General features: G+C 57.9%; 24 protein-coding genes. 19 read left to right on the top strand and 5 right to left on the bottom strand.

The window, feature by feature from the left end; genetic code table 11:
• Nucleotides 1-57 precede the first annotated feature (57 nt).
• On the bottom strand, nucleotides 58-1,014 hold the full coding sequence (locus ROLI_RS20285) for a TAXI family TRAP transporter solute-binding subunit (protein ID WP_187430794.1): 957 nt from the start codon (nucleotides 1,012-1,014) through the stop codon (nucleotides 58-60).
• A gap of 447 nt (nucleotides 1,015-1,461) precedes the next feature.
• On the opposite strand from ROLI_RS20285, the gene ROLI_RS20280 reads away from it, so the two are divergent.
• From ROLI_RS20280 to ROLI_RS20250, 7 genes are all read left to right on the top strand, one after another.
• On the top strand, nucleotides 1,462-2,499 hold the full coding sequence (locus ROLI_RS20280) for a LacI family DNA-binding transcriptional regulator (RefSeq protein ID WP_262386552.1): 1,038 nt from the start codon (nucleotides 1,462-1,464) through the stop codon (nucleotides 2,497-2,499).
• A gap of 110 nt (nucleotides 2,500-2,609) precedes the next feature.
• Nucleotides 2,610-3,926 carry a sugar ABC transporter substrate-binding protein gene (locus tag ROLI_RS20275; RefSeq protein WP_187428327.1) on the top strand — a complete coding sequence of 439 codons (1,317 nt, stop codon included), beginning with the start codon at nucleotides 2,610-2,612 and terminating at the stop codon, nucleotides 3,924-3,926.
• Nucleotides 3,927-4,073: 147 nt separating this feature from the next.
• Nucleotides 4,074-4,940: a carbohydrate ABC transporter permease gene (locus tag ROLI_RS20270; RefSeq protein ID WP_187428328.1), complete on the top strand. Its 867-nt coding sequence runs from the start codon at nucleotides 4,074-4,076 to the stop codon at nucleotides 4,938-4,940.
• A 15-nt stretch (nucleotides 4,941-4,955) separates the two neighbouring features.
• Nucleotides 4,956-5,786, top strand: coding sequence for a carbohydrate ABC transporter permease (locus ROLI_RS20265; protein ID WP_187428329.1), 831 nt, complete (start codon nucleotides 4,956-4,958; stop codon nucleotides 5,784-5,786).
• 99 nt (nucleotides 5,787-5,885) lie between these two features.
• On the top strand, nucleotides 5,886-6,890 hold the full coding sequence (locus ROLI_RS20260) for an ABC transporter ATP-binding protein (RefSeq protein WP_187428330.1): 1,005 nt from the start codon (nucleotides 5,886-5,888) through the stop codon (nucleotides 6,888-6,890).
• Nucleotides 6,887-7,651 carry an L-iditol 2-dehydrogenase gene (locus tag ROLI_RS20255; RefSeq protein ID WP_187428331.1) on the top strand — a complete coding sequence of 255 codons (765 nt, stop codon included), beginning with the start codon at nucleotides 6,887-6,889 and terminating at the stop codon, nucleotides 7,649-7,651. Before ROLI_RS20260 ends, ROLI_RS20255 begins: the two co-directional genes overlap by 4 nt.
• Nucleotides 7,651-9,120 carry a mannitol dehydrogenase family protein gene (locus ROLI_RS20250; RefSeq protein WP_338469206.1) on the top strand — a complete coding sequence of 490 codons (1,470 nt, stop codon included), beginning with the start codon at nucleotides 7,651-7,653 and terminating at the stop codon, nucleotides 9,118-9,120. Before ROLI_RS20255 ends, ROLI_RS20250 begins: the two co-directional genes overlap by 1 nt.
• 133 nt (nucleotides 9,121-9,253) lie before the next feature.
• Here the strand turns inward: ROLI_RS20250 and ROLI_RS20245 are convergent, their stop codons facing one another.
• Genes ROLI_RS20245 through ROLI_RS20235 form a run of 3 tightly spaced genes read right to left on the bottom strand, consistent with a single transcriptional unit; the run spans nucleotide 9,254 to nucleotide 11,112 of the window.
• A complete protein-coding gene (locus ROLI_RS20245; protein ID WP_187431889.1) occupies nucleotides 9,254-10,309 on the bottom strand; it encodes a YeeE/YedE family protein in 1,056 nt (351 codons plus the stop codon).
• 32 nt (nucleotides 10,310-10,341) lie between these two features.
• Nucleotides 10,342-10,734 (bottom strand): ArsR/SmtB family transcription factor, encoded by a 393-nt coding sequence (locus ROLI_RS20240; RefSeq protein WP_405048980.1) that lies wholly within the window; start codon nucleotides 10,732-10,734, stop codon nucleotides 10,342-10,344.
• Between the two features lie 9 nt (nucleotides 10,735-10,743).
• Nucleotides 10,744-11,112: a hypothetical protein gene (locus ROLI_RS20235; protein ID WP_187431890.1), complete on the bottom strand. Its 369-nt coding sequence runs from the start codon at nucleotides 11,110-11,112 to the stop codon at nucleotides 10,744-10,746.
• A 70-nt stretch (nucleotides 11,113-11,182) separates the two neighbouring features.
• Here ROLI_RS20235 and ROLI_RS20230 point away from each other — a divergent pair, with 70 nt between their 5' ends.
• From ROLI_RS20230 to ROLI_RS20175, 12 genes are all read left to right on the top strand, one after another.
• The gene (locus ROLI_RS20230; RefSeq protein WP_187431891.1) at nucleotides 11,183-11,923 is read left to right on the top strand and encodes a cytochrome c biogenesis CcdA family protein; all 741 of its coding nucleotides are present in this window, start codon (nucleotides 11,183-11,185) and stop codon (nucleotides 11,921-11,923) included.
• A 15-nt stretch (nucleotides 11,924-11,938) separates the two neighbouring features.
• On the top strand, nucleotides 11,939-12,502 hold the full coding sequence (locus ROLI_RS20225; RefSeq protein ID WP_187431892.1) for a thioredoxin family protein: 564 nt from the start codon (nucleotides 11,939-11,941) through the stop codon (nucleotides 12,500-12,502).
• Nucleotides 12,503-12,621: 119 nt separating this feature from the next.
• Nucleotides 12,622-13,095 (top strand): sulfur oxidation c-type cytochrome SoxX, encoded by a 474-nt coding sequence (gene soxX, locus ROLI_RS20220; protein ID WP_187431893.1) that lies wholly within the window; start codon nucleotides 12,622-12,624, stop codon nucleotides 13,093-13,095.
• 36 nt (nucleotides 13,096-13,131) lie between these two features.
• Entirely contained in the window at nucleotides 13,132-13,548 is a 417-nt protein-coding gene (gene soxY, locus ROLI_RS20215; RefSeq protein ID WP_187431894.1) for a thiosulfate oxidation carrier protein SoxY, read from the top strand.
• Nucleotides 13,549-13,567: 19 nt separating this feature from the next.
• Nucleotides 13,568-13,897, top strand: a complete 330-nt coding sequence (gene soxZ / locus ROLI_RS20210) for a thiosulfate oxidation carrier complex protein SoxZ (RefSeq protein WP_187431895.1) — start codon at nucleotides 13,568-13,570, stop codon at nucleotides 13,895-13,897.
• A 25-nt stretch (nucleotides 13,898-13,922) separates the two neighbouring features.
• Nucleotides 13,923-14,768: a sulfur oxidation c-type cytochrome SoxA gene (gene soxA / locus ROLI_RS20205; RefSeq protein WP_187431896.1), complete on the top strand. Its 846-nt coding sequence runs from the start codon at nucleotides 13,923-13,925 to the stop codon at nucleotides 14,766-14,768.
• Between the two features lie 97 nt (nucleotides 14,769-14,865).
• Nucleotides 14,866-16,569: a thiosulfohydrolase SoxB gene (soxB, locus tag ROLI_RS20200; RefSeq protein ID WP_187431897.1), complete on the top strand. Its 1,704-nt coding sequence runs from the start codon at nucleotides 14,866-14,868 to the stop codon at nucleotides 16,567-16,569.
• A 26-nt stretch (nucleotides 16,570-16,595) separates the two neighbouring features.
• Nucleotides 16,596-17,873, top strand: a complete 1,278-nt coding sequence (soxC, locus tag ROLI_RS20195; RefSeq protein ID WP_187431898.1) for a sulfite dehydrogenase — start codon at nucleotides 16,596-16,598, stop codon at nucleotides 17,871-17,873.
• Nucleotides 17,857-18,867, top strand: coding sequence for a c-type cytochrome (locus ROLI_RS20190; RefSeq protein WP_187431899.1), 1,011 nt, complete (start codon nucleotides 17,857-17,859; stop codon nucleotides 18,865-18,867). The genes soxC and ROLI_RS20190 overlap by 17 nt, the downstream gene beginning before the upstream one ends.
• Before the next feature lie 75 nt (nucleotides 18,868-18,942).
• Entirely contained in the window at nucleotides 18,943-19,575 is a 633-nt protein-coding gene (locus ROLI_RS20185; protein ID WP_187431900.1) for a c-type cytochrome, read from the top strand.
• Nucleotides 19,576-19,601: 26 nt separating this feature from the next.
• Complete coding sequence (locus ROLI_RS20180) at nucleotides 19,602-20,861, top strand: NAD(P)/FAD-dependent oxidoreductase (RefSeq protein WP_187431901.1); 1,260 nt, start codon at nucleotides 19,602-19,604, stop codon at nucleotides 20,859-20,861.
• Nucleotides 20,862-20,937: 76 nt separating this feature from the next.
• Nucleotides 20,938-21,375, top strand: a complete 438-nt coding sequence (locus ROLI_RS20175) for a DUF302 domain-containing protein (protein ID WP_187431902.1) — start codon at nucleotides 20,938-20,940, stop codon at nucleotides 21,373-21,375.
• 133 nt (nucleotides 21,376-21,508) lie between these two features.
• Here ROLI_RS20175 and ROLI_RS20170 read toward each other — a convergent pair whose 3' ends face one another.
• Entirely contained in the window at nucleotides 21,509-22,570 is a 1,062-nt protein-coding gene (locus ROLI_RS20170; protein ID WP_187431903.1) for a YeeE/YedE family protein, read from the bottom strand.
• Nucleotides 22,571-22,704 lie beyond the last annotated feature (134 nt).

Genomic DNA, 22,704 nt, shown 5'->3' with positions numbered 1-22,704 from the left:
CGGTGATGGGGCAAGCGCGCGGCCTGCCACATCGTTTTTAAAAGGACGTTGTGCGGATTACATCCAGCCACGCTCTTTGTAATAGCGCTCTGCACCGGGGTGCAGGGGTGCGGAGAGACCGTCCTTGATCATGCTTTCTTCGGTCAGGTTTTCAAACGCTGGATGCAGACGCTTGAACCGATCGAAGTTGTCAAAAACCGCTTTGACCACCTGATAGACGACATCGTCATCGACATCCGAAGAGGTCACAAAGGTTGCTTTGACGCCAAAGGTGTTGGTGTCCGCGGGTGTGCCTTCATACATGCCGCCGGGAATGGAAGCGCCCGCGTAATAGGGGTTATCCGCAATCAGCTTGTCGATCTCGGCACCGGTCACGGGGATCAGAACGGCATCAACTGTTGATACCGCCTCCTGGATCGATCCGTTCGGGTGGCCCACAGTGTAGATGATCGCATCGACCTTGTTGTCACCCAGGGCTGCGGCTTGTTCGGCTGGCTTCAATTCTGAGGCCAGCGCAAAATCGTCCATCGTCCACCCCAATGCGCCCATGACGACCTGCATGGTGGCGAATTGCCCGGAGCCCGGATTGCCGATGTTGACGCGCTTGCCCTTGAGGTCCGCGAAGGATGTGATGCCCGCATCCGCCCGCGCGATCACCGTAAAGGGTTCGCCGTGCACGGAAAACACCGCGCGCGCTTTATCGAACTTGTTGCCTTCGAATTCCGACGTGCCGTTATAGGCGTGAAATTGCCAATCCGATTGCGCGACGCCCATGTCCATGTCACCGGCCTTGATCGCATTGATGTTTGCGATGGAACCACCCGTCGACGGTGCTGTGCATTTCAGATTATGATCGGCCGTGCCGCGGTTGACTAAGCGGCAGATGGATTGACCCACCACGAAATAAACGCCGGTCTGACCGCCCGTTCCGATCGTGATGAACTGTTCTTGAGCGGAAGCGACGCTCCCCGCCATCATGGCACCCGCAAACGCGAGGTTTCTAAGTAGACTCATTTCTTTCTCCCAGTTTTATAACCCTCAGCACTCCCGTTTTCAAAAGAGGAAAAGCCTTTGGGTTTCTTTGTTGTACCTGATTGTCAGGTGCTTTTTGACGACGTGCGATATATCTCTTGCGGACGTCATCGCGCGACGCATGTGGTTCTGTGTTGTCGTACCATACGGGTTTCGCATCGCACTGGTCCTTATATTTTTCAGGCTAGACCTCTGAATTTTATTGTTCAAGCCCGTTGTGCGAAAGATGATGTGGTCGGTAAATAGGTAATCCTACCAATAGTGATCCGGGACAAGGGCGTGAGACAGGTGTGATGGTCCGTGACAGGTTTGGATTGGAACAGCGGTTTGAAAAGCAAAAATCACTAAAAGCTTTCGCGCGTAAAATAATAGTACCATGCGTCTTTGTATGTGTATGATAGGCAACGGGTAATCACGAGGAATGACGTTTTGAGCAAACCGCGTATCAACACGATGGAAGAATTGTCGATCGCGATTGGCGTGTCGCGCCCAACATTGTCGCGGTTTTTTCAAGACCCTAAGTTAGTGAAGGCAAAGACGGTCGCCCGCATCGAGGCTGGGCTCGCGCGCGTTGAATATGTGCCCAATTTCTTTGCAACCCGTCTTAACCGTAAATCCACTGGTATGATTGGGGTTATCATTCCCTATCTCAATGATCTTTTTTTTACCAAGCTCTTGGAGGCCGTCGAAGTCGCGGCCATGGAAGCGGGGCTTACGGTGATTACCCAGTGCTCCCATTCCGACCCTGTGATCGAGGCCCGTGCCGCAGAAACCCTGATGTCGATGAATGTGGATGGTGCGATCGTGGCCCCGCTCGGGGATCATAGTAACGAGGCCACGCAGCTCAAGTTGAAGTCTCGATTGCCCTTTGTGCTGATGGATTCACGCCCAAAAACCATGCCAAATGTCGATTTTGTCGGCACAAACCACCAGCAAAGTACCGGATTGATCACGGATTACCTTTGCCGGGTCGGGGAGCCGCCTGTGTTTCTGGCCATGCCGCGCGTCAATTTCAACGCGCTGGAACGCGAAGCCGCTTACATCAACCGGATGCAGGAGCATGGGTTCGAGCCTGAGGTGATTGGAACGGATCTTATCCAGGCGAACTGGCATTTTGAGGATCACGGAGAGGCGGTTTTGGAGGCGGCCTTTGCGCAGGGAAAGCTGATTGACCGTTCGATTCTATGCGTAAATGACCGCGTCGCCATCGGGGCCATTCGCGCTGCGGCGCGGCATGGCTTGATGCCGGGGCGTGGTGCAAATGGGGGGCTGCGCATTGCGGGTCATGATGATTACCCGCTCTGTCCGTACCTCAATCCTGCGCTCACAACCGTGGCGCAGAACACCGGTGCCATTGGCCGAAAAGCCGTTTCCCGCCTGCTTCAGATCATCCGGGGAGAGGTTGACGAGAGCATGGCTGAAATCACGCTCTTTGACGGCGAATTGAAATTGCGGGAATCTGCATGAGTCTGGAAGATGCCGCGATGCAGCAATCTGACGTTGAAAAAATCACTTGACTCACGTGGTTAATTGATTAGAAATTTACGCATGTAAAAAAATGGGAGGATTGAGTTGTGATGTTTAGGTCTGGATTATTTTGGGGTGGGGCGGTTTGTTTTGGTTTATCTGCGGGCGTTGCGTTTGCGGATGGTCATGCGAGCACGATTACGATTGCGACGGTGAATAACGGCGACATGATCACGATGCAGGGGTTGATGGGGGATTTTAACGAGAAGCACCCTGATATTACTGTGGAGTGGGTGACGCTTGAGGAGAATGTTCTGCGTCAGAATGTGACGACGGATATTTCGACGGGGGGTGGTGCTTATGACATCCTGACGATTGGGACCTATGAGGTGCCGATCTGGGGCAACAATGGCTGGCTGGTGTCGCTGAATGATTTGCCGTCTGAGTATAACATTGACGATGTGATCCCGGCGATCCGCGGCGGTCTGTCGGTGGATGGGGAGCTTTATGCGGCCCCGTTTTATGGCGAATCCTCCTTCACCATGTACCGCAAGGATCTGATGGAGAAGGCCAGTCTGGAAATGCCTGAGGCCCCGACCTGGGACTTTATCCGTGAAGCGGCGGCGGCGATGACGGACCGTGACAATGAGATCAACGGCATCTGTGCACGCGGCAAGGCGGGCTGGGGCGAGAACATGGCGCTTTTGACGTCGATGTCGAACTCCTTTGGGGCGCGTTGGTTTGATGAGAATTGGACCGCGCAGTTTGACAGCGAGCCTTGGGCCAACACGATCAACTTTTACCTTGGGATGATGGAAGAATCCGGTCCTGCCGGGGCGGCCAACAACGGTTTCAACGAAAACCTGACGCTGTTCCAACAGGGTAAATGCGGCATCTGGATTGATGCGACCTCTGCGGGTCAGTTTGTGGTGAATTCCGATTCCACCGTGGCGGATCAGGTCGGTTTTGCGCTGGCACCGGATACGGGCCTGGGCAAACGCGGCAACTGGCTCTGGGCCTGGTCGCTGGCGATCCCGACGTCTTCGCAGCAACAGGACGCCGCCAAGACCTTCATCAACTGGGCGACGGGTCCGGCCTATTCCGCGCTTGTGGCCGAGAGCAAGGGCTGGGTTGCGGTGCCTCCGGGCACGCGGACTTCGCTTTATGAGAACGAGAACTACCTGAATGCAGCCCCTTTTGCGGCGATGACCATTGAATCGATGGGCACGGCCGATCCGACCAACCCGACGGTTGATCCGGTGCCTTATACAGGTGTTCAGTTTGTTGCGATCCCCGAGTTTGCCGGGATTGCCACGCAGGTCGGCCAGCAGATCTCCTCTGCTCTGGCGGGTCAGCAATCGGGTGCGGATGCTCTGGCGGCGAGCCAGGAGCTGACGATCGAAGAAATGGAAGCGGCGGGCTACTAATCCCGCTCTTCTGTCAGGCGGCGCACCCGCGCGCCGCCTGATCCCCTCACGCCCGATGCCAACCGGATCTTTCGCGAGCCGCCTCCGGGGCGTTCCCGCAAGCTTCGGCCCCCTTGAAGGCCCCCCTCACGTCAGGAGTTTTTGATCATGGCAACCGCCCATTCCAAATCAGCAGCCCGTCTGATGATCGCGCCCGCGGTCTTTGTGCTCCTCGTGTGGATGCTGGTGCCTTTGTGCATGACGCTCTACTTCTCCTTTGCCGATTACCGGCCCATGCGCGGGGTGTTTGACGCCTGGATCGGGTTTGATAATTACGTGCGGTTTTTTAACTCCAGCTCCTTCCTCAAGGCGCTGACCACGACGCTGTGGATGGTGGGTAGCATCCTGTTCATCACCATCACCGGCGGGGTTTTGATGGCGCTTTTGCTGGATCAGCCGATGTTCGGGCAGGGGATCGTGCGGGTGCTGGTGATCGCGCCGTTCTTTGTGATGCCGACCGTCTCCGCGCTGGTGTGGAAGAACATGTTCTTCAATGTCGACAACGGGTTATTCTCTTACGGGGCCAAATGGCTTGGGATGCAGCCTTATGACTTTCTGAGCCAGTCACCGCTTTTATCGATTGTGGTGATTGTGGCCTGGCAATGGCTGCCCTTTGCCACGCTGATCCTGCTGACGGCGGTGCAATCGCTGGACAGCGAACAGCTGGAGGCCGCCGAGATGGACGGCGCACCGGTCTTGTCGCGCTTCCGCTTTATCATCCTGCCGCACCTCAGCCGCGCCATCACGGTGGTGATCCTGATCCAGACGATCTTCTTGCTGTCGATCTTTGCGGAAATCTTCGTGACCACCAACGGCGCCTTTGGCACCCGTACCCTGACCTATCTGGTCTATCAGCGCGTGCTGGAAAGCCAGAACGTGGGCTTGGGCTCCGCCGGGGGCATCGTCGCCGTCATCCTCGCCAATATTGTTGCGATCTTCCTGATGCGGATCGTCGGCAAGAACCTCGATAATTAAGGGAAGGACACCACCATGGCCCGTGCCGTTACAACGCAGAAAAAGATCATGTGGACGATCTTTGCCTGGGCCTTTGGTCTGGCGATGTTCTTCCCGATCCTGTGGACCTTTCTGACCTCTTTCAAATCGGAGGCGACGGCGATCTCGGATCCACCTGTCTGGTTCCTCTTTGACTGGACGCTGGAAAACTATGCCGCCGTGCAGGAGCGTTCGAATTACCCCAAGGCGCTGATGAACTCGATTGTCATTGCGGTGGGCTCGACTTTGTTGGGGATATTGATCGCGGTGCCGGCGGCCTGGGCGATGGCTTTTGTGCCGGGCAAACGGACCAAGGATGTGCTGCTCTGGATGCTGTCGACCAAAATGCTGCCCGCCGTGGGCGTGCTTTACCCGCTGGTGTTGCTGGCGAAATATTTTGACGTCATGGACAGCCGGATCCTGTTGATCGTGGTGTTGATGTTGATCAACCTGCCGATCATCGTCTGGATGCTTTACACCTATTTCCGCGAAATCCCGGTGGATATCCTGGAAGCCGCGCGTATGGACGGGGCCGGTCTGAAATCCGAAATCCTCTATGTGCTGACGCCAATGGCACTGCCGGGGATTGCCTCCACGGTGCTGCTCAACATCATTCTGGCCTGGAACGAGGCCTTCTGGACGATCCTTTTGACCACGGTGAACGCGGCCCCGCTCACGGCCTTCATCGCCAGCTTCTCGGCCCCTGAGGGGTTGTTTTACGCCAAGCTCTCGGCGGCCTCGATGCTGGCCATCGCGCCGATCCTCATCATGGGGTGGTTCAGCCAGAAACAACTCGTGCGGGGTCTTACCTTTGGCGCAGTCAAGTGAACCTCGCGCCCCTTCGGCGCGGTCAAGTGAGGACCGCGCTGCCACATACCATCATCCGCCGGTCCGATCCCGGCAGCCTAACACGGGAGAACGCATAGCATGGGTCAGATCAGCCTCAATCAGGTCACCAAGAGCTTTGGCGATGTTCAGGTCATTCCACCGCTTGATCTGGAGATCAACGAGGGCGAGTTCGTGGTCTTTGTCGGCCCCTCGGGCTGCGGTAAATCCACGTTGTTGCGCCTGATCGCGGGGCTGGAGGATACCACCTCCGGCGACATCAGCATTGATGGGAAAAACGCCACCGAACTGCCCCCCTCCAAGCGCGGGCTGGCGATGGTGTTCCAGTCTTACGCACTTTATCCGCATATGTCGGTGCGCAAGAACATCGCCTTTCCGATGCGCATGGCGGGTCTGGATGAGGCCACGCAAAAGGCCAAGATCGAGGCGGCGGCTTCGGCGTTGAACCTCACGGATTATCTGGATCGCAAGCCCGGACAATTATCCGGTGGCCAGCGCCAGCGCGTGGCCATCGGGCGCGCGATCGTGCGCGAACCGGCGGCGTTCCTGTTTGACGAGCCGCTCTCAAACCTGGATGCCGCCTTGCGGGTCGGCATGCGGCTGGAGATCTCAGAGCTGCATGAAAAGCTGAAAACCACGATGATCTATGTCACCCATGATCAGGTAGAGGCGATGACCATGGCCGACAAGATCGTGGTGTTGCAGGCGGGCGTGATTGAGCAGGTCGGATCACCCCTGGAGCTTTATCACACGCCGCGCAACAAGTTTGTCGCAGGCTTCATCGGCTCGCCCAGGATGAACCTCATCGAGGGGGAAGAGGCGCGCAAACACGGCGGGGAAACCATCGGCGTGCGCCCCGAACATATGAGCGTGTCCAAATCTGAGGGCCTGTGGCAGGGCACCGTCGGCGTGGCCGAGCATCTGGGCTCTGATACCTTCATCCACGTGCATGAAACCGGGTTGATGGACATGATGACCGTGCGCATCACCGGTGATATCGAGGCGCGCCACGGCGACACGATTTACCTCACGCCGCAGGCCGAGATGATCCACCGCTTTGACGCGCAAGGGTTGCGCATGCCATGAGCGATCTGAGCGGGAAGGTCGCGCTTGTGACGGGCGGTGCGCGCGGGATCGGGCGCGCCATCTGCGAGGCGCTGGCGGGGGCGGGGGCCAGGGTTGCGGTCTGTGATCTGGATCTGGACGCGGCCCACGCGACTGCGGTTTCGATCAACGGTATGGCGCTGGCCATGGATGTGACGGATTTTGACGCCATCGCGCGCGGTGTGGGCGAGGTTGAGGACGCGCTTGGCGGCATCGACATTCTGGTTAATAACGCGGGCATCTTCAACATGGCCTCGCTCGATCGCATCACACCCGATGATTACCGCCGCCAATATGATGTGAATGTGGGCGGTACGATCTTTGCGGCTCAGGCGGTGGTGCCTGTGATGAAAAAACGCGGTGGCGGTGTGATCATCAACTTCGCCTCGCAAGCCGGGCGGCGCGGCGAGGCCAACGTCCTGATTTACTGTTCGACCAAGGCGGCGGTAATCTCGATCACGCAGAGCCTGGCGCTGGAACTGGCGGGCGATAACATCCGCGTCAACGCGATTGCGCCCGGTGTGGTGGACACGCCGATGTGGGATCTGGTGGACGCGCAGTTCGCCGAGTACGAGAATAAACCCAAGGGTCAGAAAAAGCGCGAAGTCGGAGACGCCGTGCCGCTGGGGCGCATGGGCGATCCGCGTGATATTGCCGATCCGGTGGTGTTCCTGGCCTCTGACGGCGCGCGCTATATCACCGCGCAGACGCTGAATGTGGATGGCGGGAACTGGATGAGCTGATGCGGTTGCGCCTCGACACTCTTGACGACCTGCCGCCACAGGTGCGCCGCCCCTCTTATGCGCGCGCGGACCTCAGTGCCGGCATCATCCATATTGGTCTGGGAAACTTCCACCGTGCGCATCAGGCCTGGTATCTGCACCGTCTGATGCAGCAGGGATTGGCGCAGGACTGGGCTATCTTAGGCGCGGGGGTGCGCCCGGCGGACGGTGCACAGCGCGCGCGGATGCTGGCGCAGGATTGCCTGACCACCCTGATCGAGCTGGACCCCTCGGGTAAATCCGCCGAGGTCACAGGGGCCATGATCGGCTTTATCCCGGTGGCGGATGATAACGCAGCCCTGATTGCGCATATGGCCGAACCGGCGATCCGGATCGTGTCCCTGACCGTGACCGAGGGCGGCTATTACGTCGCCCCCGAGGGCGGGTTCGACGCGGATCATCCCGATATGGCGCATGACGCCGCGCATCCCGAAACGCCGCGCAGCGCCTTTGGCGCGATCATCGCCGCGCTGAAGTTGCGCCGGGATGCGGGTGCGGGGCCGTTTACCTGTCAAAGCTGCGACAATCTTCAGGGCAACGGCAACATCCTGCGCCAGAGCGTGCTGGGATTGGCGCGCCTGTCGGACCCCGTCCTGGCGGATTGGATTGCGCAAAACGTCACTTTCCCCAATGCGATGGTGGATTGCATCGTGCCCGCGACCGGACCGGCGGAGCTGGACCTGGCGCGCGGGTTTGGCATTGAGGACGCGGCCCCGGTGACCCATGAGAACTTCCGCCAATGGGTGATCGAGGATGATTTTTGCGCCGGGCGGCCCGATTGGGACCTTGTGGGCGCGACCTTTACCGACAATGTGCACAGCTATGAGGCGATGAAGCTGCGCCTGCTCAACGCGGGTCATCAGATCATCGCCACCCCGGCGGAATTGCTGTCAGTGGAGACCATCGCCGGGGCCATGGCGCATCCGCTGATCAGCGCGCTGTTCCACAAGATCGCCCGCGAGGAGATCGTCCCGCATGTGGCCGCCGTGCCCGGCATGGCCCCGCAGGAATACGTCGATCTGATCGCGGCGCGCTTTGCCAACCCCGAAATCCGCGATACCACGCGCCGCGTTGCCTTTGACGGGGCCGCGCGCCATGCAGGCTTTTTGCACCCCATTATCCGTGACGCGCTGGCCGGCGATGCACCCATCGAAGGGCTGGCGCTGATCGAGGCGCTCTGGGCGCGCATGTGCTGTGGCAGTCGCGAAGACGCCACCCCCATCGCCCCCAACGACCCCGCCTGGCACACCCTCACCACCGCCGCAAACGCCGCCCGCCAAACCCCCCAAACCTGGATCGCCCAAACCCAATGCTACGGGTCCCTGGGGCAAAACAAAACATTCGCCAAAGCCTTCCATAAATACCTCAAAATGATCCACACAAAAGGCACAGAAAATACCATCAAAACATACCTCAATGAGGAAGTGTGAGTCAGCCCTTGTCAGTCTATTCAGGGGTAGGCCGGGCGCGAGAAACGCCAGATCAAGCAAAAATCAGCAGGTCAATGCGTTGGTATCATCCTGAGTGAGAGATCAGTCGGGGGTGAATTTATCGTCTGCGCCTTCACACCGAAGGCGCGAACCCCAGTATCAGTTGACGCAAGCCTATCGCGGCACCTGCCATGATGCACAGGAGCGTCACGGGCGCGCTATATGCGAGGACGGAAAAAGCCGACAACCCCTGTCCAATGCTGCACCCAACAGCCACCACGGCCCCAATCCCCATCAAACCTGCGCCCAGTATCTGGCGTCGAAGTTCACGCGGGTCTTCGCAGGCTTCCCATCGGAAATGTCCCCTGACCCTGCTGCCCATGAAGGCACCGAGCAGCACCCCTATGACCGACCCTGTGCCAAAGCTGATCGAGTTGCCCGATGACGTCATCGTATAGAGGATGGTTTCGCCAATGGGCGCTGAGAACGTATGGCTGAGCACGGGTGTGGCATCAAAGCCGGTGTTCGCGACCCATTGTGTCCCTGCCCAACCCGAGGTGATCGCGATACCGACAATCATGCCCCAAAACAGGGGGGCGGGTGCCTGTCTTATAGAGCGGTCCAGTAAAGTCAGAGCTAGAATCGCCGCACCGATGGTTATACCGGCGGTCTCGATCTTGATCCCTGTGAGGTTGGAGAGCGCATGCGCAAAGGTCGGGGTATGGGACACGGCCTGGGTATCACCGAAAGCCCAGATGCGCAGACCGGACAGGGGTCCGCCCAGAGTGATATAGGCGGAGATACCCATCACCAGAATGATCACGAATGAGCGCAGATCACCCCCACCCATCCGCGCCAATGCACCATAGCCGCAGTTGCCCGCCAAGGCCATGCCGTAGCCAAAGACCAGCCCGCCGAAGATGCTCGCGAAGGGGTTCCAGATCCTGCTGGCATAAAGTGTCTGGTTCAGATCAAGCAGCCCCAAGGCGGAAAGTCCAAAAGTGCCGATGATCGAGACGCCGATGGCGACGCCCCACATGCGTAAACGGATTGTGCTGTCGCCGTAAAAGAGGTCTTCAATCGCGCCCAGGGTGCAAAACCGCCCCATACGTGCGGCCAGGCCAAGCAAGAGACCCCCGATCAGACCGATCATCGCCACCATGACCGGCTCTGAGACGATATCGAACATGGGCTGTGCCTTCTCAGTTTTGGCGGGCGATGTTATTTTGCGCGACAGAAAAGATCGTAGACGACTTCCATGATCTGTTTGGGGCGGTCATCCGCGAGGCTGTAGTAGATCGTCTTGCCATCACGTCGGGGTGTTACCAGACCTTCAAGTCGCAGGCGCGAAAGCTGTTGGGACACGGCGGCCTGACGCGCGGACAACAGGTCTTCGAGCTCGGTGACGGATTTTTCGCCTGACGCCAGATGGCACAGGATCATCAGACGGCCCTCATGGCTGATCGCCTTGAGGAAATTCGACGCCCGCATGGCGTTGGCGGCCATCTTATCCATGTCCTCGGCGCACATGTTCTTGTCAAAAACAGGCAGGCTTGTCGTTTCCTGCGCGTTTGTGTCCGTGACCGCCGCCGCGTCCAGATTTTGCGTGTCCATATGCTATTCTTATCCCGTCACATCAACTTTGGCATCCCGCAGCATCTGCCCCAGCAAGCCCCAGAAAAAATCTTCCCCGGGGTAGCCTTCGATGCGCGACACTTCTTGCCCGTCGATAACAAGCACGAATGTCGGGGTAAAGTTCAGAGACCGTTTGAAGGTTAACCCATCGGGCCGTGGCGCGTGAATATCGATCCGGCGCAGAGGGGCTGCGGCCCCTTCGGCCGTTTTTGGATAGATGTGCGAAATCTCTTTGTTCCAGCGCGCACACCAGATGCAGCCTTTTTCTTCCACCATGACCAACACGGTGTCAGCCGTGGCACTCAGCGTTGAAGCCAGGCTCAAGAGTAAGCTGAAAATGAGGGTACGCAGGACCATGCCAGATTGACCTTTACTTATCAAACCACATAATATGAATATGTGAATTGTACAAGCGTGGACCGTTCACATGATGGAGATCACATTCGCCGGCGCTGCTTTTGCGGGCATCCTGTCTTTCCTGTCGCCTTGTATCCTGCCGATGGTGCCGTTTTACCTGAGCTATCTGGCTGGTGTCGGCATGAACCAGATCTGTGCAGATGCGCATATCGACGGGCGGATCCGCGCGCGCGCCGTGCTCGCGGCCTGTTTTTTTGCCGCGGGTGTCATCACGATCTTCATGGGACTGGGGGCTGCCGCGAGCACCTTCGGGCAGGTGGTGCGCGAGTATTTTGACCTGCTGCGATGGGTTGCTGCCGCCATCATCATTGCAATGGGGCTGCATTTTCTGGGCGTGATCCGCATCGGCGTTTTGTACCGCCAATTGCGCGCGGATGCCGGGGTGACCGCTAATATCAGCCTGGTCGGGGCCTATGTGATCGGCCTGGCTTTTGCCTTTGGTTGGACGCCCTGCGTCGGGCCGGTTCTGGCGGCGATCCTGTTCACGGCGGCGGGGACGGACACGGCATCCATGGGTGCGCAGCTGTTGTTTGTCTATGGCCTCGGCATGACGGCTCCCTTCATTCTGGCCGCGCTTTTCATCGGCCCGTTCATGCGTTGGATGTCCCGATTTCGCAGGCATCTGGGGAGTATCGAAAAAATCATGGGTGTAATGCTGATCCTGTTCGGGATTTTGATTGCGACGAATTCAATGAATATCATTGCGCAATGGATGCTCGAAGTTGGGCCGGACATCGGCGTCCTGCGCTAAGAGAAAGGAAATCTGATGCGGCAGATATTTACAGCATGTGCCTTTTTGGCGGTCATGATGATGTCGGTGCAGGGGGCAGAACTTGGCGATGACGGGCTGCATAAGGCGGCGTGGATGCGCGATACGTTCAAAGATCTCTCGGAAGATCTTGCGGAGGCCAATGGCGAAAACAAGCGCCTGATGGTGATGATCGAACAGCGCGGGTGCATCTACTGCCGTGAAATGCATGAAGAGGTCTTTCCAGACAAAAAGATCGCAGCCTATATCGAGGCGAATTTCTTTGTCATACAGATCAATATGTTCGGGGACGTGGAGGTAACCGATTTTGACGGAGAGGTCCTGCCCGAGAAAGAGATGGTGCGGAAATGGGGCGCATTGTTCACCCCGACGATTCTCTTTTTCCCGCCCGAGGTTACTCGCGATACCTCAGCGGGGCGCGCGGCGGTGGCAACCATGCCCGGCGCGTTCGGGCGTCATACGACGTTCAATATGCTCAACTGGGTGATGGAAGAAGGCTATCTGGGCGAAGAAAGTTTCCAGAGATATCATACCCGTAAGTTTGCCGAACAGGGTGGCTAAGAGCCGACGTTCGGACGGCCCCCCCCCAACAAATCATATCATTCAATTAGTTGAATTTGTTGTTGCGTCCTGCGCGTTTCGTGGTCTAGGCTACCCTGAACACGTGTTTGGGAGGGCGCATGAAAATATCTTTTATGATGGCTGCGGCGGCGGGACTGGTGTCGTCCGGAGCATTTGCGCAAGAGATTGCGCCGACCGCGGTGAGTTTTAACGAGGGGGCGATTGAGCATTCCTTGTCCGGCGTTCCGGGGGACCCGGTGAATGGACGCATCATCGTCGGCGACAAGCGGCAGGGCAATTGCGTCGCCTGTCACGAGGTCACCGATTTGGTGGATATCCCCTTCCACGGTGAGATTGGGCCGATGCTTGATGGGGCGGGCGACCGTTGGAGCGAGGCGGAATTGCGCGGTATCGTGGCCAACGCCAAGATCATGTTCGAGGACAGCATGATGCCGTCCTTTTACAAAACCGAAGGCTTTATCCGCCCCGGCAACGCCTACACGGGCGAGGCGGCGGATGATACATTCGGGCCGATCCTGAGCGCTCAGCAGATCGAGGATGTCGTGGCCTATCTGAGTACACTTACGGAATAATCGACCCCTTTGTGAGGGTATGGAGGAGCAAGACCTATGGAACTGACGAGACGCAAGGCAATATGGATGGGGACGGGCGCATTGATCGTCGCGGGCCTGCCGATCCGCGGGTCGGCCGCGGTGGAGGATGTGATCGCGGCGTTTACCGGCGGTGCGCCGATCGGGACGGGCGATATCAAGCTGGTCGCGCCGGAGATTGCGGAGAATGGCAATACGGTCCCCATCGAGGTGTCATCCGGCAGTGCTGCGGAAATTCTGGTGCTTGCCACGGGTAATCCGACGCCAAGTGTCGCCACGTTCAAGTTTGGATCGCTGGCCGCATCGCGCGCAGCCTCCACACGCATCCGCCTGGCCGGCACGCAGGAGGTGGTCGCCATCGCAAAGCTTGATGACGGCTCATTCGTTCAGGCATCCAGTACGGTCAAAGTCACAATCGGCGGCTGCGGCGGTTAACAGGTCAAGGAGAATTATCATGGCATCTGGTGTAAAACCCCGCGTCAAAGTCCCCAAAACGGCTGCTGCCGGTGAAGCAATCACCATCAAGACATTGATCAGCCACAAAATGGAATCCGGGCAGCGCAAGGATGATGACGGCAACGTCATTCCACGCTCGATCATCAACCGGTTCACCTGCGATTTCAACGGTGAGAATGTCGTGGATGTGACGCTGGAACCGGCGATTTCGACCAATCCGTATTTCGAGTTTGAAGCCATTGTGCCCGAAGCGGGGGCATTCACGTTCACGTGGTATGACGATGACGGGTCGGTCTATGAAACATCCAAAGAGATCGCAATCGGCTGATCACCGTCGTCTTGGGAGGGACATCATGAGATATTTTACAGGTGCCGTTCTGGCGGCGCTCTTGAGCACGACATTGGCCTCAGCGGAACCAGCAGAGGATACGCTGGTCCTGAACGAAGAAACGCAGATGGTCACGCGCACGGCGGCCCCGGCGCATATTTCGCACGCGGTGGATGAGATCATGTCGGGGTGGTTGTTTCGGGGCATAGAAACCCGCGCCATGCAGATGGATGATTTCGACAACCCCGGCATGATTTTCGTCGAACAGGCGCAAGACATGTGGGACACCGTCGAAGGGTCCGAGGGAAAATCATGTGCGTCCTGTCACGAAAGCATGGACAGCATGGCAGGCGTTAAAGCCACATACCCCAAATGGAATGAAGCAGCCGGAGAAATGCGCACGCTGCAAATGCAGATGAACGATTGCCGGAGCAACCGTATGGGTGCCGAGGCCTGGAAATACGACAAGGGTCCGGCGATCAACATGGAGGCAGCGCTTGCGTCGGTGTCGCGCGGGATGCCGGTGAATGTCGCCATTGACGGCCCGGCGCAATCCACCTGGGAGCTGGGCAAGGAGCTGTATTATACGCGCACCGGGCAGCTTGAGTTGTCCTGTGCCAATTGCCATGAGGAGAATTACGGCAATATGATCCGCGCCGATCACCTCAGCCAGGGCCAGATCAACGGCTTTCCGGTGTACCGGCTGAAGAATACCAAGCTCAATGGCTCGCATTCGCGGTTCAAGGGATGCATTCGGGACACGCGGGCGCAGACCTATAGTCCGGGAAGTGCAGAATTCGTGGCGCTGGAGCTCTATGTTGCGTCGCGTGGCAATGGGTTGAGCGTCGAAGGCCCGTCCATCCGCAATTGATACGATACACGACCCCAGGCGGGATCAGCTCTGGGGTCTTATCACTCTCTGTCCATTCATAGATGCGCATACGTGCGCATGATGTAAGGCTACCGCAATGATCTCTCGTCGCGACTTTTTACAGACAACAATGGCCGCCGCTGCCCTTTATGGCGCGTCGGGTTTCGGCAATTGGTCAAGGCTTGCGGCGCAACAGGCTCTGACACAGGATAAGCTGCTGGAATTCGATACTTTCGGGAACATATCGCTGATCCACATCACGGATATTCATGCCCAGCTGAAACCGATTTTCTTTCGCGAACCTTCGATGAATATCGGTGTGGGCGCGAATAAGGGTGCCGTGCCACATCTCACCGGTGCCGCGTTCAGAAAACGCTATGGCATTGAGGACGCAAGCCCGTCTGCCTATGCGCTGACCTATGATGATTTCGCTGCCCTGGCGCAGGGCTACGGCCGTGTAGGCGGGCTCGACCGGGTCGCCACGGTCGTCAATGCCATCCGCGCGGATCGCCCGGATGCGCTGTTGCTGGATGGCGGCGACACATGGCATGGCAGCTATACCTGCTACCAGACCGCAGGCCAGGACATGGTCAATGTGATGAACGCGCTCAAACCCGATGCGATGACGTTTCATTGGGAATTCACACTGGGTTCTGAACGCGTTGCGGAAATCGTTGAAAGCCTGCCCTTCGCTGCGCTGGGACAGAATATTTTTGATGCGGAATGGGATGAACCCACGGAATTGTTCCCGCCCTATCGGTTCTTTGAAAGCGGCGGCGTCAAAATCGCCGTGATCGGTCAGGCCTTCCCCTATATGCCCATCGCCAATCCGGGATGGATGTTCCCGGAATACTCCTTTGGGCTGCGCGACGAGCGGATGCAGGAAATGGTCGATGAGGTGCGCGCAAACGGTGCCGAATTGGTGGTTTGCCTCAGCCACAATGGCTTTGACGTGGACAAACAGATGGCCGGGATTGTGACGGGGATTGATGTGATCCTGTCCGGGCACACGCATGACGCGCTGCCCGAACCGGTGCTGGTTGGTGAAACGGTTATCGTTGCCTCAGGCTCGAACGGGAAATTCGTCAGCCGCGTTGATCTTGACGTGCAAAATGGCCGGATGATGGGATTTCGTCACAAGCTGATCCCGATCTTTTCGGATGTGATCACGCCGGACCCGGAGATGACAAAACTCATTGATGAACAGCGCGCGCCCTACCTCGATACTCTGAGCGAGGTGATTGGTCGTACCGGGGACGATCAGACGCTTTATCGGCGGGGTAATTTCAACGGCACATGGGATGATCTGATCTGTGACGCGCTAATCTCGGAGCGCGACGCGGATATTGCCCTGTCACCGGGTGTGCGCTGGGGTCCCTCGATCCTGCCGGGGCAGGACATCACGCGCGAGGACATCTGGAACGTCACATCGATGACTTACGGCGAAGCCTACCGTACTGAAATGACGGGTGAATTCCTGCATGTTGTGCTTGAGGATGTGGCCGATAACCTGTTTAATCCGGACCCATATTATCAGCAGGGTGGCGATATGGTGCGTGTGGGCGGGCTTGGCTACCGCATCGATATCACCAAACCGCAGGGCAGCCGCATCACCGAAATGACGCTGCTTAAAACCGGCGAGATGATTGATCCTACCAGGACCTATCAGGTTGCCGGCTGGGCGTCGGTAAATGAAGGGACAGAGGGCCCGCAAATCTGGGATGTCGTTGAGGCGCATATCGCCAAACAGGGCGTCATTTCGCTTGATCCCAACAATAGTGTGAAAGTTGTCGGCGCTTAACCGACCCCGATACGGAGGCATCTGAAATGTCAGATCATGAAACAGGAAACAGGCCCTCACGCCGCGCGTTCTTGGGGGGCGCTGCGGCGGCTGGCGCATTGACGGCGGGCGGTGCGCGGGCGCAGACCCCGGACCCGCTGATCACCGAAATACAACCCTGGGCGCAAGGGTTTGGCGATGGTGTGGATGCGGTGCGCTATGGGTTGCCCATCGAATATGAGGGGGATGTCATCCGGCGCAATGTGGAATGGCTGACGGCGGACACCATCAGTTCCATCAATTTTACGCCGATCCACGCGTTGGAGGGGACGATCACGCCGCAGGGTTGTGCGTTTGAGCGGCACCATTCCGGCGCGATTGACCTCAGGAAAGAAGATTACCGCTTGATGATCAACGGGTTGGTGGATCGGCCTTTGGTATTCAACTACGCCGATCTGGAACGCTTCCCGCGTGAAAACCACGTGTATTTTTGCGAATGTGCCGCCAATACGGGCATGGAATGGGCGGGTGCGCAACTTAACGGCGCGCAGTTTACCCATGGCATGATCCACAACATGGAATACACCGGCGTGCCTTTGCGCATACTGCTGGAGGAAGCGGGCCTCGATACGGCGGGCGATCTGGCGGATAAATGGGTGTTTGTCGAGGGGGCGGATGCCTCCTCCAACGGGCGCTCGATTCCGATGGAAAAGGCGCTGGATGATGTGCTGGTCGCCTTCAAGGCCAATGGCGAAGCCCTGCGCAAGGAACATGGATACCCCGTGCGTCTGGTCGTGCCGGGGTGGGAAGGCAACATGTGGGTCAAATGGATCCGGCGGATCGAGGTCATGGATGGCCCCGTCGAGAGCCGCGAGGAGACCAGCAAATACACAGACACGTTGGAGGACGGGACCAGCCGGAAATGGACATGGGCGATGGATGCCAAATCGGTGGTGACCAGCCCCAGCCCGCAAGCGCCGGTCACCCATGGCACCGGGCCTTTGGTCATATCCGGTCTGGCATGGTCCGGGCGCGGTGCGATCACGCGTGTTGATGTGTCCAAGGACGGGGGCATGAGTTGGGAAACCGCCCGGCTGGCGCGACCGGGAGAGAGAATGGCGCTGAGCCGGTTTTATCTGGACACCCATTGGGACGGCTCGGAAATGTTGCTGCAATCGCGTGCGATGGATGACACCGGCTATGTCCAACCCACCAAGGCGCAGCTGCGCGCGGTGCGCGGGCTCAATTCAATCTATCACAATAACTGCATTCAAACCTGGCTGCTGCGCGCAAACGGGGAGGCGGAAAATGTCGAAGTTTCCTAAATGCGCGGGTCTGTTGGCGGCTCTTGCCTTCACGGCGGGTCCCGTAATGGCGGAGACCTTCGGACTGGGACGCCCGGCTCTGCCCGAAGAAATCGCCGCCTGGGACGGTGATATCAGACCCGATGGCACCGGTTTGCCGAAAGGCTCCGGTGACGCGCTGATCGGTGAGGAGATATTTGCGGAGCAATGCGCGGCCTGCCATGGTGATTTTGCAGAAGGGATCGGCAATTGGCCCAAACTGGCTGGCGGTGCGGATACCCTTGATCATGATGACCCGCTAAAGACTGTTGGATCGTATTGGCCATATTTAACAACGGCCTATGATTATATCAAACGCTCGATGCCCTATGGCAACGCGGGGACACTGTCGGATGACGAAGTCTATGCGACCCTGGCCTATATCCTTTATTCCAACGACCTGATCCCGGATGACTTCATCCTGTCGGATGAGACCCTGCTGGACGTCGAGATGCCGAATGCGGAGGGGTTCATCATCGATGACCGTGCGGAGACGGAATATGCGCAATGGTCGGATGCGCCCTGCATGGAGAAGTGCAAATCCGCGGTGAACATCACCATGCGGGCCATGGTTCTGGATGTCACGCCGCAGGAAGAAACCTCGCCTGAGGCAGAGCCGGAAGAAGCACCCTTGATGGTCACCGCAGCCTTTGACCCGGCATTGGCAGCCGAAGGTGAGAAGGTGTTCAGGAAATGCAAAGCCTGTCATCAGATCGGGGCAGATGCCAAAAACAAATCGGGTCCGATCCTGACCGGTGTGGTCGGCAGCCCCGCCGGAGTTGTTGAAGGATTCAGCTACTCCAAGCCGCTGATAAAAGTCGCAGAATCCGGCCTCATATGGTCAGAAAAAGAACTCGCAGCGTTCCTGGAAAAGCCGCGCGCCTATTTGAAAGGCACTAAAATGTCATTTGCCGGGCTCAGGAAAGAGGCCGATCAAAGGGCGATCATCGAATATCTGAAATCATATGGGAACTAAGGCTTGATACCACTTTTTCGAACCTGTTTGATCATTGCCGTCCTGTGCGTGGCGGGGTTTGCGCAGGCCAGACAGATGGGGGATGTGGAAAAAGGAGCCGTCGTTTTCAACCAATGCAAGTCTTGCCATCAAATCGGGGAGGGTGCGAAAAACAGCGTTGGACCACAGCTTAATGGGATATTTGGTCGGCCTGCGGGATCCGAGCCGGGGGCGAGCTATTCCAAGAGTATGCTGCGTGCGGGCGATGACGGTTTGATCTGGACGGAAAAGACACTGGATGCCTATATCGAAAACCCAAGGGCGCTGGTTTCCAAAACGCGGATGAGTTTTCGCGGCATCGCAGATAAATCCAAACGGCGGGATCTGTTGGCCTACCTTCGCAGCTTTTCGGATGATCCCGCGAATATTCCGGAAGCCGAACCAACCGCGACGGCCACGGATCACGAGCTGGACCCGACCATTCTCGCCATTCAGGGCGATCCGGAATATGGCGAATACCTCGCCAGTGAATGCACCACATGCCATCAATCTGATGGGAGTAACGCCGGTATACCCGGCATCATCGGTTGGCCTGTGGACGATTTCGTTGTTGCCATGCACGCTTATAAACGAGAACTCAGGCCGCACCCTGTCATGCAAATGATGGCCGGGCGTCTGTCGGACGAGGAGATTGCTTCAATCGCTGCATATTTCAAGGACCTTGATTAGCAGGTCGCTCACGGGAGGAGACGAAAATGACACTGAATAGAAGAAGTTTTATGGGCTCAGGGGCCGCCGCGACGCTCATCGCACCACGTGTTTTTGCAGATGGCCATGGCAAATCCCGCGTCGTTGTCGTGGGGGGCGGCGCGGGCGGTGCCACGGCGGCGCGCTACATCGCCAAGGACAGCAAGGGAGAGATCGACGTCACGCTGATCGAGCCCACGCGCCACTATTACACCTGTTTCTTTTCGAACCTCTACATCGGTGGGTTCAAGGATATGGCGGCCTTGGGTCACTCCTATGGAACACTGGCGTCTGGCGGTGTGAACGTCGTGCATGATTGGGCCGTTGGCGTTGATCGTGATGCAAAAACCGTCTCGCTCGCGGGGGGAGGGGTTGTGGCTTATGACAAACTGATCCTGTCGCCGGGCATTGATTTTGTCGATGGCACGGTTGATGGCTGGGACCTTTCGGCGCAAAATGCCATGCCGCACGCCTATAAGGGGGGCTCGCAGATGGAGGTGCTCAAGTCTCAAATTGCGTCGATGCCGCAGGGCGGCACCTTCGCGATGGTGGCACCCCCCAACCCTTACCGGTGTCCGCCCGGCCCTTATGAACGGGTATCGATGGTGGCGCATTATCTGCGGGCAAATAACCCGACGGCCAAGATCATCGTGGCGGATCCAAAACCGAAGTTCTCCAAACAGGGCCTCTTTGAAGAAGGGTGGGCGGATCATTATGCAGGCATGATCGACTGGATCGGCGAGGATTTCGGCGGGAGCAGCGTTTCGGTTGATCCCGGCGCCATGACCGTGACGATTGATGGCGAGGTCACCAAGGTTGATGCCTGTAACGTCATTCCAGCGATGAAAGCGGGGCGGATTGCCGAGCTTGCCGGTGTCACGGATGGCAACTGGGCCCCTGTAAACGCGGCGGATATGTCGAGTAAAATGGACGCTGATATCCATGTTCTGGGGGACGCTTGTGCGCAGGGCGACATGCCCAAGTCCGGATTTTCAGCCAATAGTCAGGCAAAGGTCTGCGCCAATGCGGTGCGCGGTGCGCTGACCGGATCAAAGGTGTTCCCGGCCAAATTCTCCAATACATGCTGGTCCCTGATTGACGCCAACAATGGCGTTAAAGTGGGCGCAACCTATGAGGCGACGGATGAAAAAATCGCCAAGGTTGATGGGTTCATTTCACAGACCGGCGAAAGCAGTGATCTGCGCCGCGCCACCTATGAGGAGTCTGAGGGTTGGTATGCGGGCATCACGGCGGATATGTTCGGGTAACGCGTGCAGGGGGGCCTTAAGGATCAAATCCCCCCTCGATTTGTCGAAGGACATGGATATCAGAAGGGAACGCAAGATGAGATCATTCGCGATGGCAGGTGTCTTATGTACGCTTTTCGCCGGTCCCGGACAGGCGCAAGATGCGACGGTTCACATTTTTGAGGGCAGTTTCGAGGATGCAGCCTTCAGCGTTGAAAACGCCATTATCGGCAAAGGACTGGTGATTGATTACGTCAGCCATGTTGGTGACATGCTGGAACGCACCGCCGCGGATGTCGGGAGTGACGTTCAGCTTTTTGAAGAGGCGGATATTTTTGTTTTCTGTTCCGCTGTCATATCGCGGCAGGTCATGGAAGCGGATCCAATGAACATCGCCCATTGCCCCTATGGGGTCTTCGTGGCGGATACTGGCAGCGAGGTCATGATCGGGTATCGCTCCTATCCGCCCGGACCAATGCAGGCCGTTGAAACACTTCTGAGTGACATCGTGCAGGAAGCGTTGGGGAGTGATTGATCCGGTTGGTTGCCGGATTTCGAGAGAACATGAAAGCTTGCGGGCGGTCGGGATCCGATGATCCGACCAATGCCTGAAGACGCGCGTTGCTGAAGTGATTTTTGAAACGCTGCGGGGTGGGTCATCCATTGCGTCAGGCCATTGCGGTGTTGGGGCTCTTTTTGGCGATGATGATTTCGGTCAGGACGGCGCCGATCCACATCGATAATAACGCGACCCACGCGGTCAGCGCAAAAATCGACCCACCCGACATCCCCGCACCCACGGCGCAACCGCCTGCCAGCATACTGCCAAAGCCCATCAAGAGCCCACCCGCCAAATATCGCTCCATAGGTGTGTTCGGCTCAAAACGCTGAAGCGTCGCTTCGCGGGTGGTGATGGCCATGATTAAGGCGCCGAGAAAAACGCCTGGCACCAGACCTGAGCCAAAACTCAAGGGCAGCGTTCGCGTATTGATCAACCCCATCAGCGTGTCCGCAGAAGGACCGGTGAAGGTTATTGAGGCGACCGACACGACCTCGAAGGATGCCTGTGCCACCAGATAAGTGCCCAGCCATCCCAATCCGATGCACAAGCCAACGAGCAGGGCGGCAATGATTCTGGTCGCCGCGTTCTTTTGGCGATTTGCAAACCAGCAGGATAGGATCAGGCAGAACAGTGCCACATAGAATATGGTCTGCGAAGGGATACCGAAGTAGCTCAGAAGATCACGTGACGCACCACCGGGAATCGTCCAGATCGCGCTCAGCGTTTCGCGCACCGGGGCCAGAAAGCCGCGCAGGGATGCCTGCGCCGTCAGGGTCAAAACCAGCCCGGTCACGATCGCGCGCAGGTTTCCAGTGGCCGATAACACCAGCAAACGACTGGCGCATCCGCGGGCAAGGATCATCCCGGCCCCAAACATCAGCCCCCCGATGATTGCACCGGAGAGGCTGCCGGTGGTCGCGATCTGGCGCGCTTGGGAGACATCCAGAACGTCTTGCGCGATCATGAATTGCACAGTGCTCACCGCCCCGCTAAAGGCTACGAACCATATGGCAAGGCGCGCCCCCCACATGCGGTTGGCAAACTCAACAGTGGCGGCGCGCAGGCAGAACCGGGCATGCTGCGCCGCAGCGCCGAAAATAAGCCCGATGCCAATCGCGATCACAAAGAGCAACGGACCCTCGCCGTAGAGGTCAATGAGCCTTTCCATATGCGTTTCACCCGTGGTTGCCTTGCTTCATGGTGAAGCAAGGCGGAGGTGGCAGCCTTGATTGAGGTCAAGAATTGACGGTGATCGTATTAGCCCTGTGGTACATTTTGCACCCGCGAACGGGTCGCGGTTGG

It is taken from the genome of Roseobacter fucihabitans (assembly GCF_014337925.2).
GTDB lineage: Bacteria > Pseudomonadota > Alphaproteobacteria > Rhodobacterales > Rhodobacteraceae > Roseobacter > Roseobacter fucihabitans.
This window is presented reverse-complemented; position numbering and strand designations above follow the sequence as displayed.

Excerpts from the sequence above, each read along its gene's own strand:
- ROLI_RS20185 (WP_187431900.1), top strand. The coding sequence starts at position 18,943 with ATGGGGGATGTGGAAAAAGGAGCCGTCGTTTTCAACCAATGCAAGTCT.
- ROLI_RS20285 (WP_187430794.1), bottom strand. The coding sequence starts at position 1,014 with ATGAGTCTACTTAGAAACCTCGCGTTTGCGGGTGCCATGATGGCGGGG.
- soxB (WP_187431897.1), top strand. The coding sequence starts at position 14,866 with ATGATCTCTCGTCGCGACTTTTTACAGACAACAATGGCCGCCGCTGCC.
- ROLI_RS20275 (WP_187428327.1), top strand. The coding sequence starts at position 2,610 with ATGTTTAGGTCTGGATTATTTTGGGGTGGGGCGGTTTGTTTTGGTTTA.
- ROLI_RS20230 (WP_187431891.1), top strand. The coding sequence starts at position 11,183 with ATGATGGAGATCACATTCGCCGGCGCTGCTTTTGCGGGCATCCTGTCT.
- soxA (WP_187431896.1), top strand. The coding sequence starts at position 13,923 with ATGAGATATTTTACAGGTGCCGTTCTGGCGGCGCTCTTGAGCACGACA.
- ROLI_RS20190 (WP_187431899.1), top strand. The coding sequence starts at position 17,857 with ATGTCGAAGTTTCCTAAATGCGCGGGTCTGTTGGCGGCTCTTGCCTTC.
- ROLI_RS20270 (WP_187428328.1), top strand. The coding sequence starts at position 4,074 with ATGGCAACCGCCCATTCCAAATCAGCAGCCCGTCTGATGATCGCGCCC.
- ROLI_RS20265 (WP_187428329.1), top strand. The coding sequence starts at position 4,956 with ATGGCCCGTGCCGTTACAACGCAGAAAAAGATCATGTGGACGATCTTT.
- soxX (WP_187431893.1), top strand. The coding sequence starts at position 12,622 with ATGAAAATATCTTTTATGATGGCTGCGGCGGCGGGACTGGTGTCGTCC.
- ROLI_RS20245 (WP_187431889.1), bottom strand. The coding sequence starts at position 10,309 with ATGTTCGATATCGTCTCAGAGCCGGTCATGGTGGCGATGATCGGTCTG.
- ROLI_RS20170 (WP_187431903.1), bottom strand. The coding sequence starts at position 22,570 with ATGGAAAGGCTCATTGACCTCTACGGCGAGGGTCCGTTGCTCTTTGTG.
- ROLI_RS20240 (WP_405048980.1), bottom strand. The coding sequence starts at position 10,734 with ATGGACACGCAAAATCTGGACGCGGCGGCGGTCACGGACACAAACGCG.
- ROLI_RS20175 (WP_187431902.1), top strand. The coding sequence starts at position 20,938 with ATGAGATCATTCGCGATGGCAGGTGTCTTATGTACGCTTTTCGCCGGT.
- ROLI_RS20260 (WP_187428330.1), top strand. The coding sequence starts at position 5,886 with ATGGGTCAGATCAGCCTCAATCAGGTCACCAAGAGCTTTGGCGATGTT.
- ROLI_RS20180 (WP_187431901.1), top strand. The coding sequence starts at position 19,602 with ATGACACTGAATAGAAGAAGTTTTATGGGCTCAGGGGCCGCCGCGACG.
- ROLI_RS20225 (WP_187431892.1), top strand. The coding sequence starts at position 11,939 with ATGCGGCAGATATTTACAGCATGTGCCTTTTTGGCGGTCATGATGATG.
- ROLI_RS20235 (WP_187431890.1), bottom strand. The coding sequence starts at position 11,112 with ATGGTCCTGCGTACCCTCATTTTCAGCTTACTCTTGAGCCTGGCTTCA.
- soxC (WP_187431898.1), top strand. The coding sequence starts at position 16,596 with ATGTCAGATCATGAAACAGGAAACAGGCCCTCACGCCGCGCGTTCTTG.
- ROLI_RS20255 (WP_187428331.1), top strand. The coding sequence starts at position 6,887 with ATGAGCGATCTGAGCGGGAAGGTCGCGCTTGTGACGGGCGGTGCGCGC.
- soxY (WP_187431894.1), top strand. The coding sequence starts at position 13,132 with ATGGAACTGACGAGACGCAAGGCAATATGGATGGGGACGGGCGCATTG.
- ROLI_RS20250 (WP_338469206.1), top strand. The coding sequence starts at position 7,651 with ATGCGGTTGCGCCTCGACACTCTTGACGACCTGCCGCCACAGGTGCGC.
- soxZ (WP_187431895.1), top strand. The coding sequence starts at position 13,568 with ATGGCATCTGGTGTAAAACCCCGCGTCAAAGTCCCCAAAACGGCTGCT.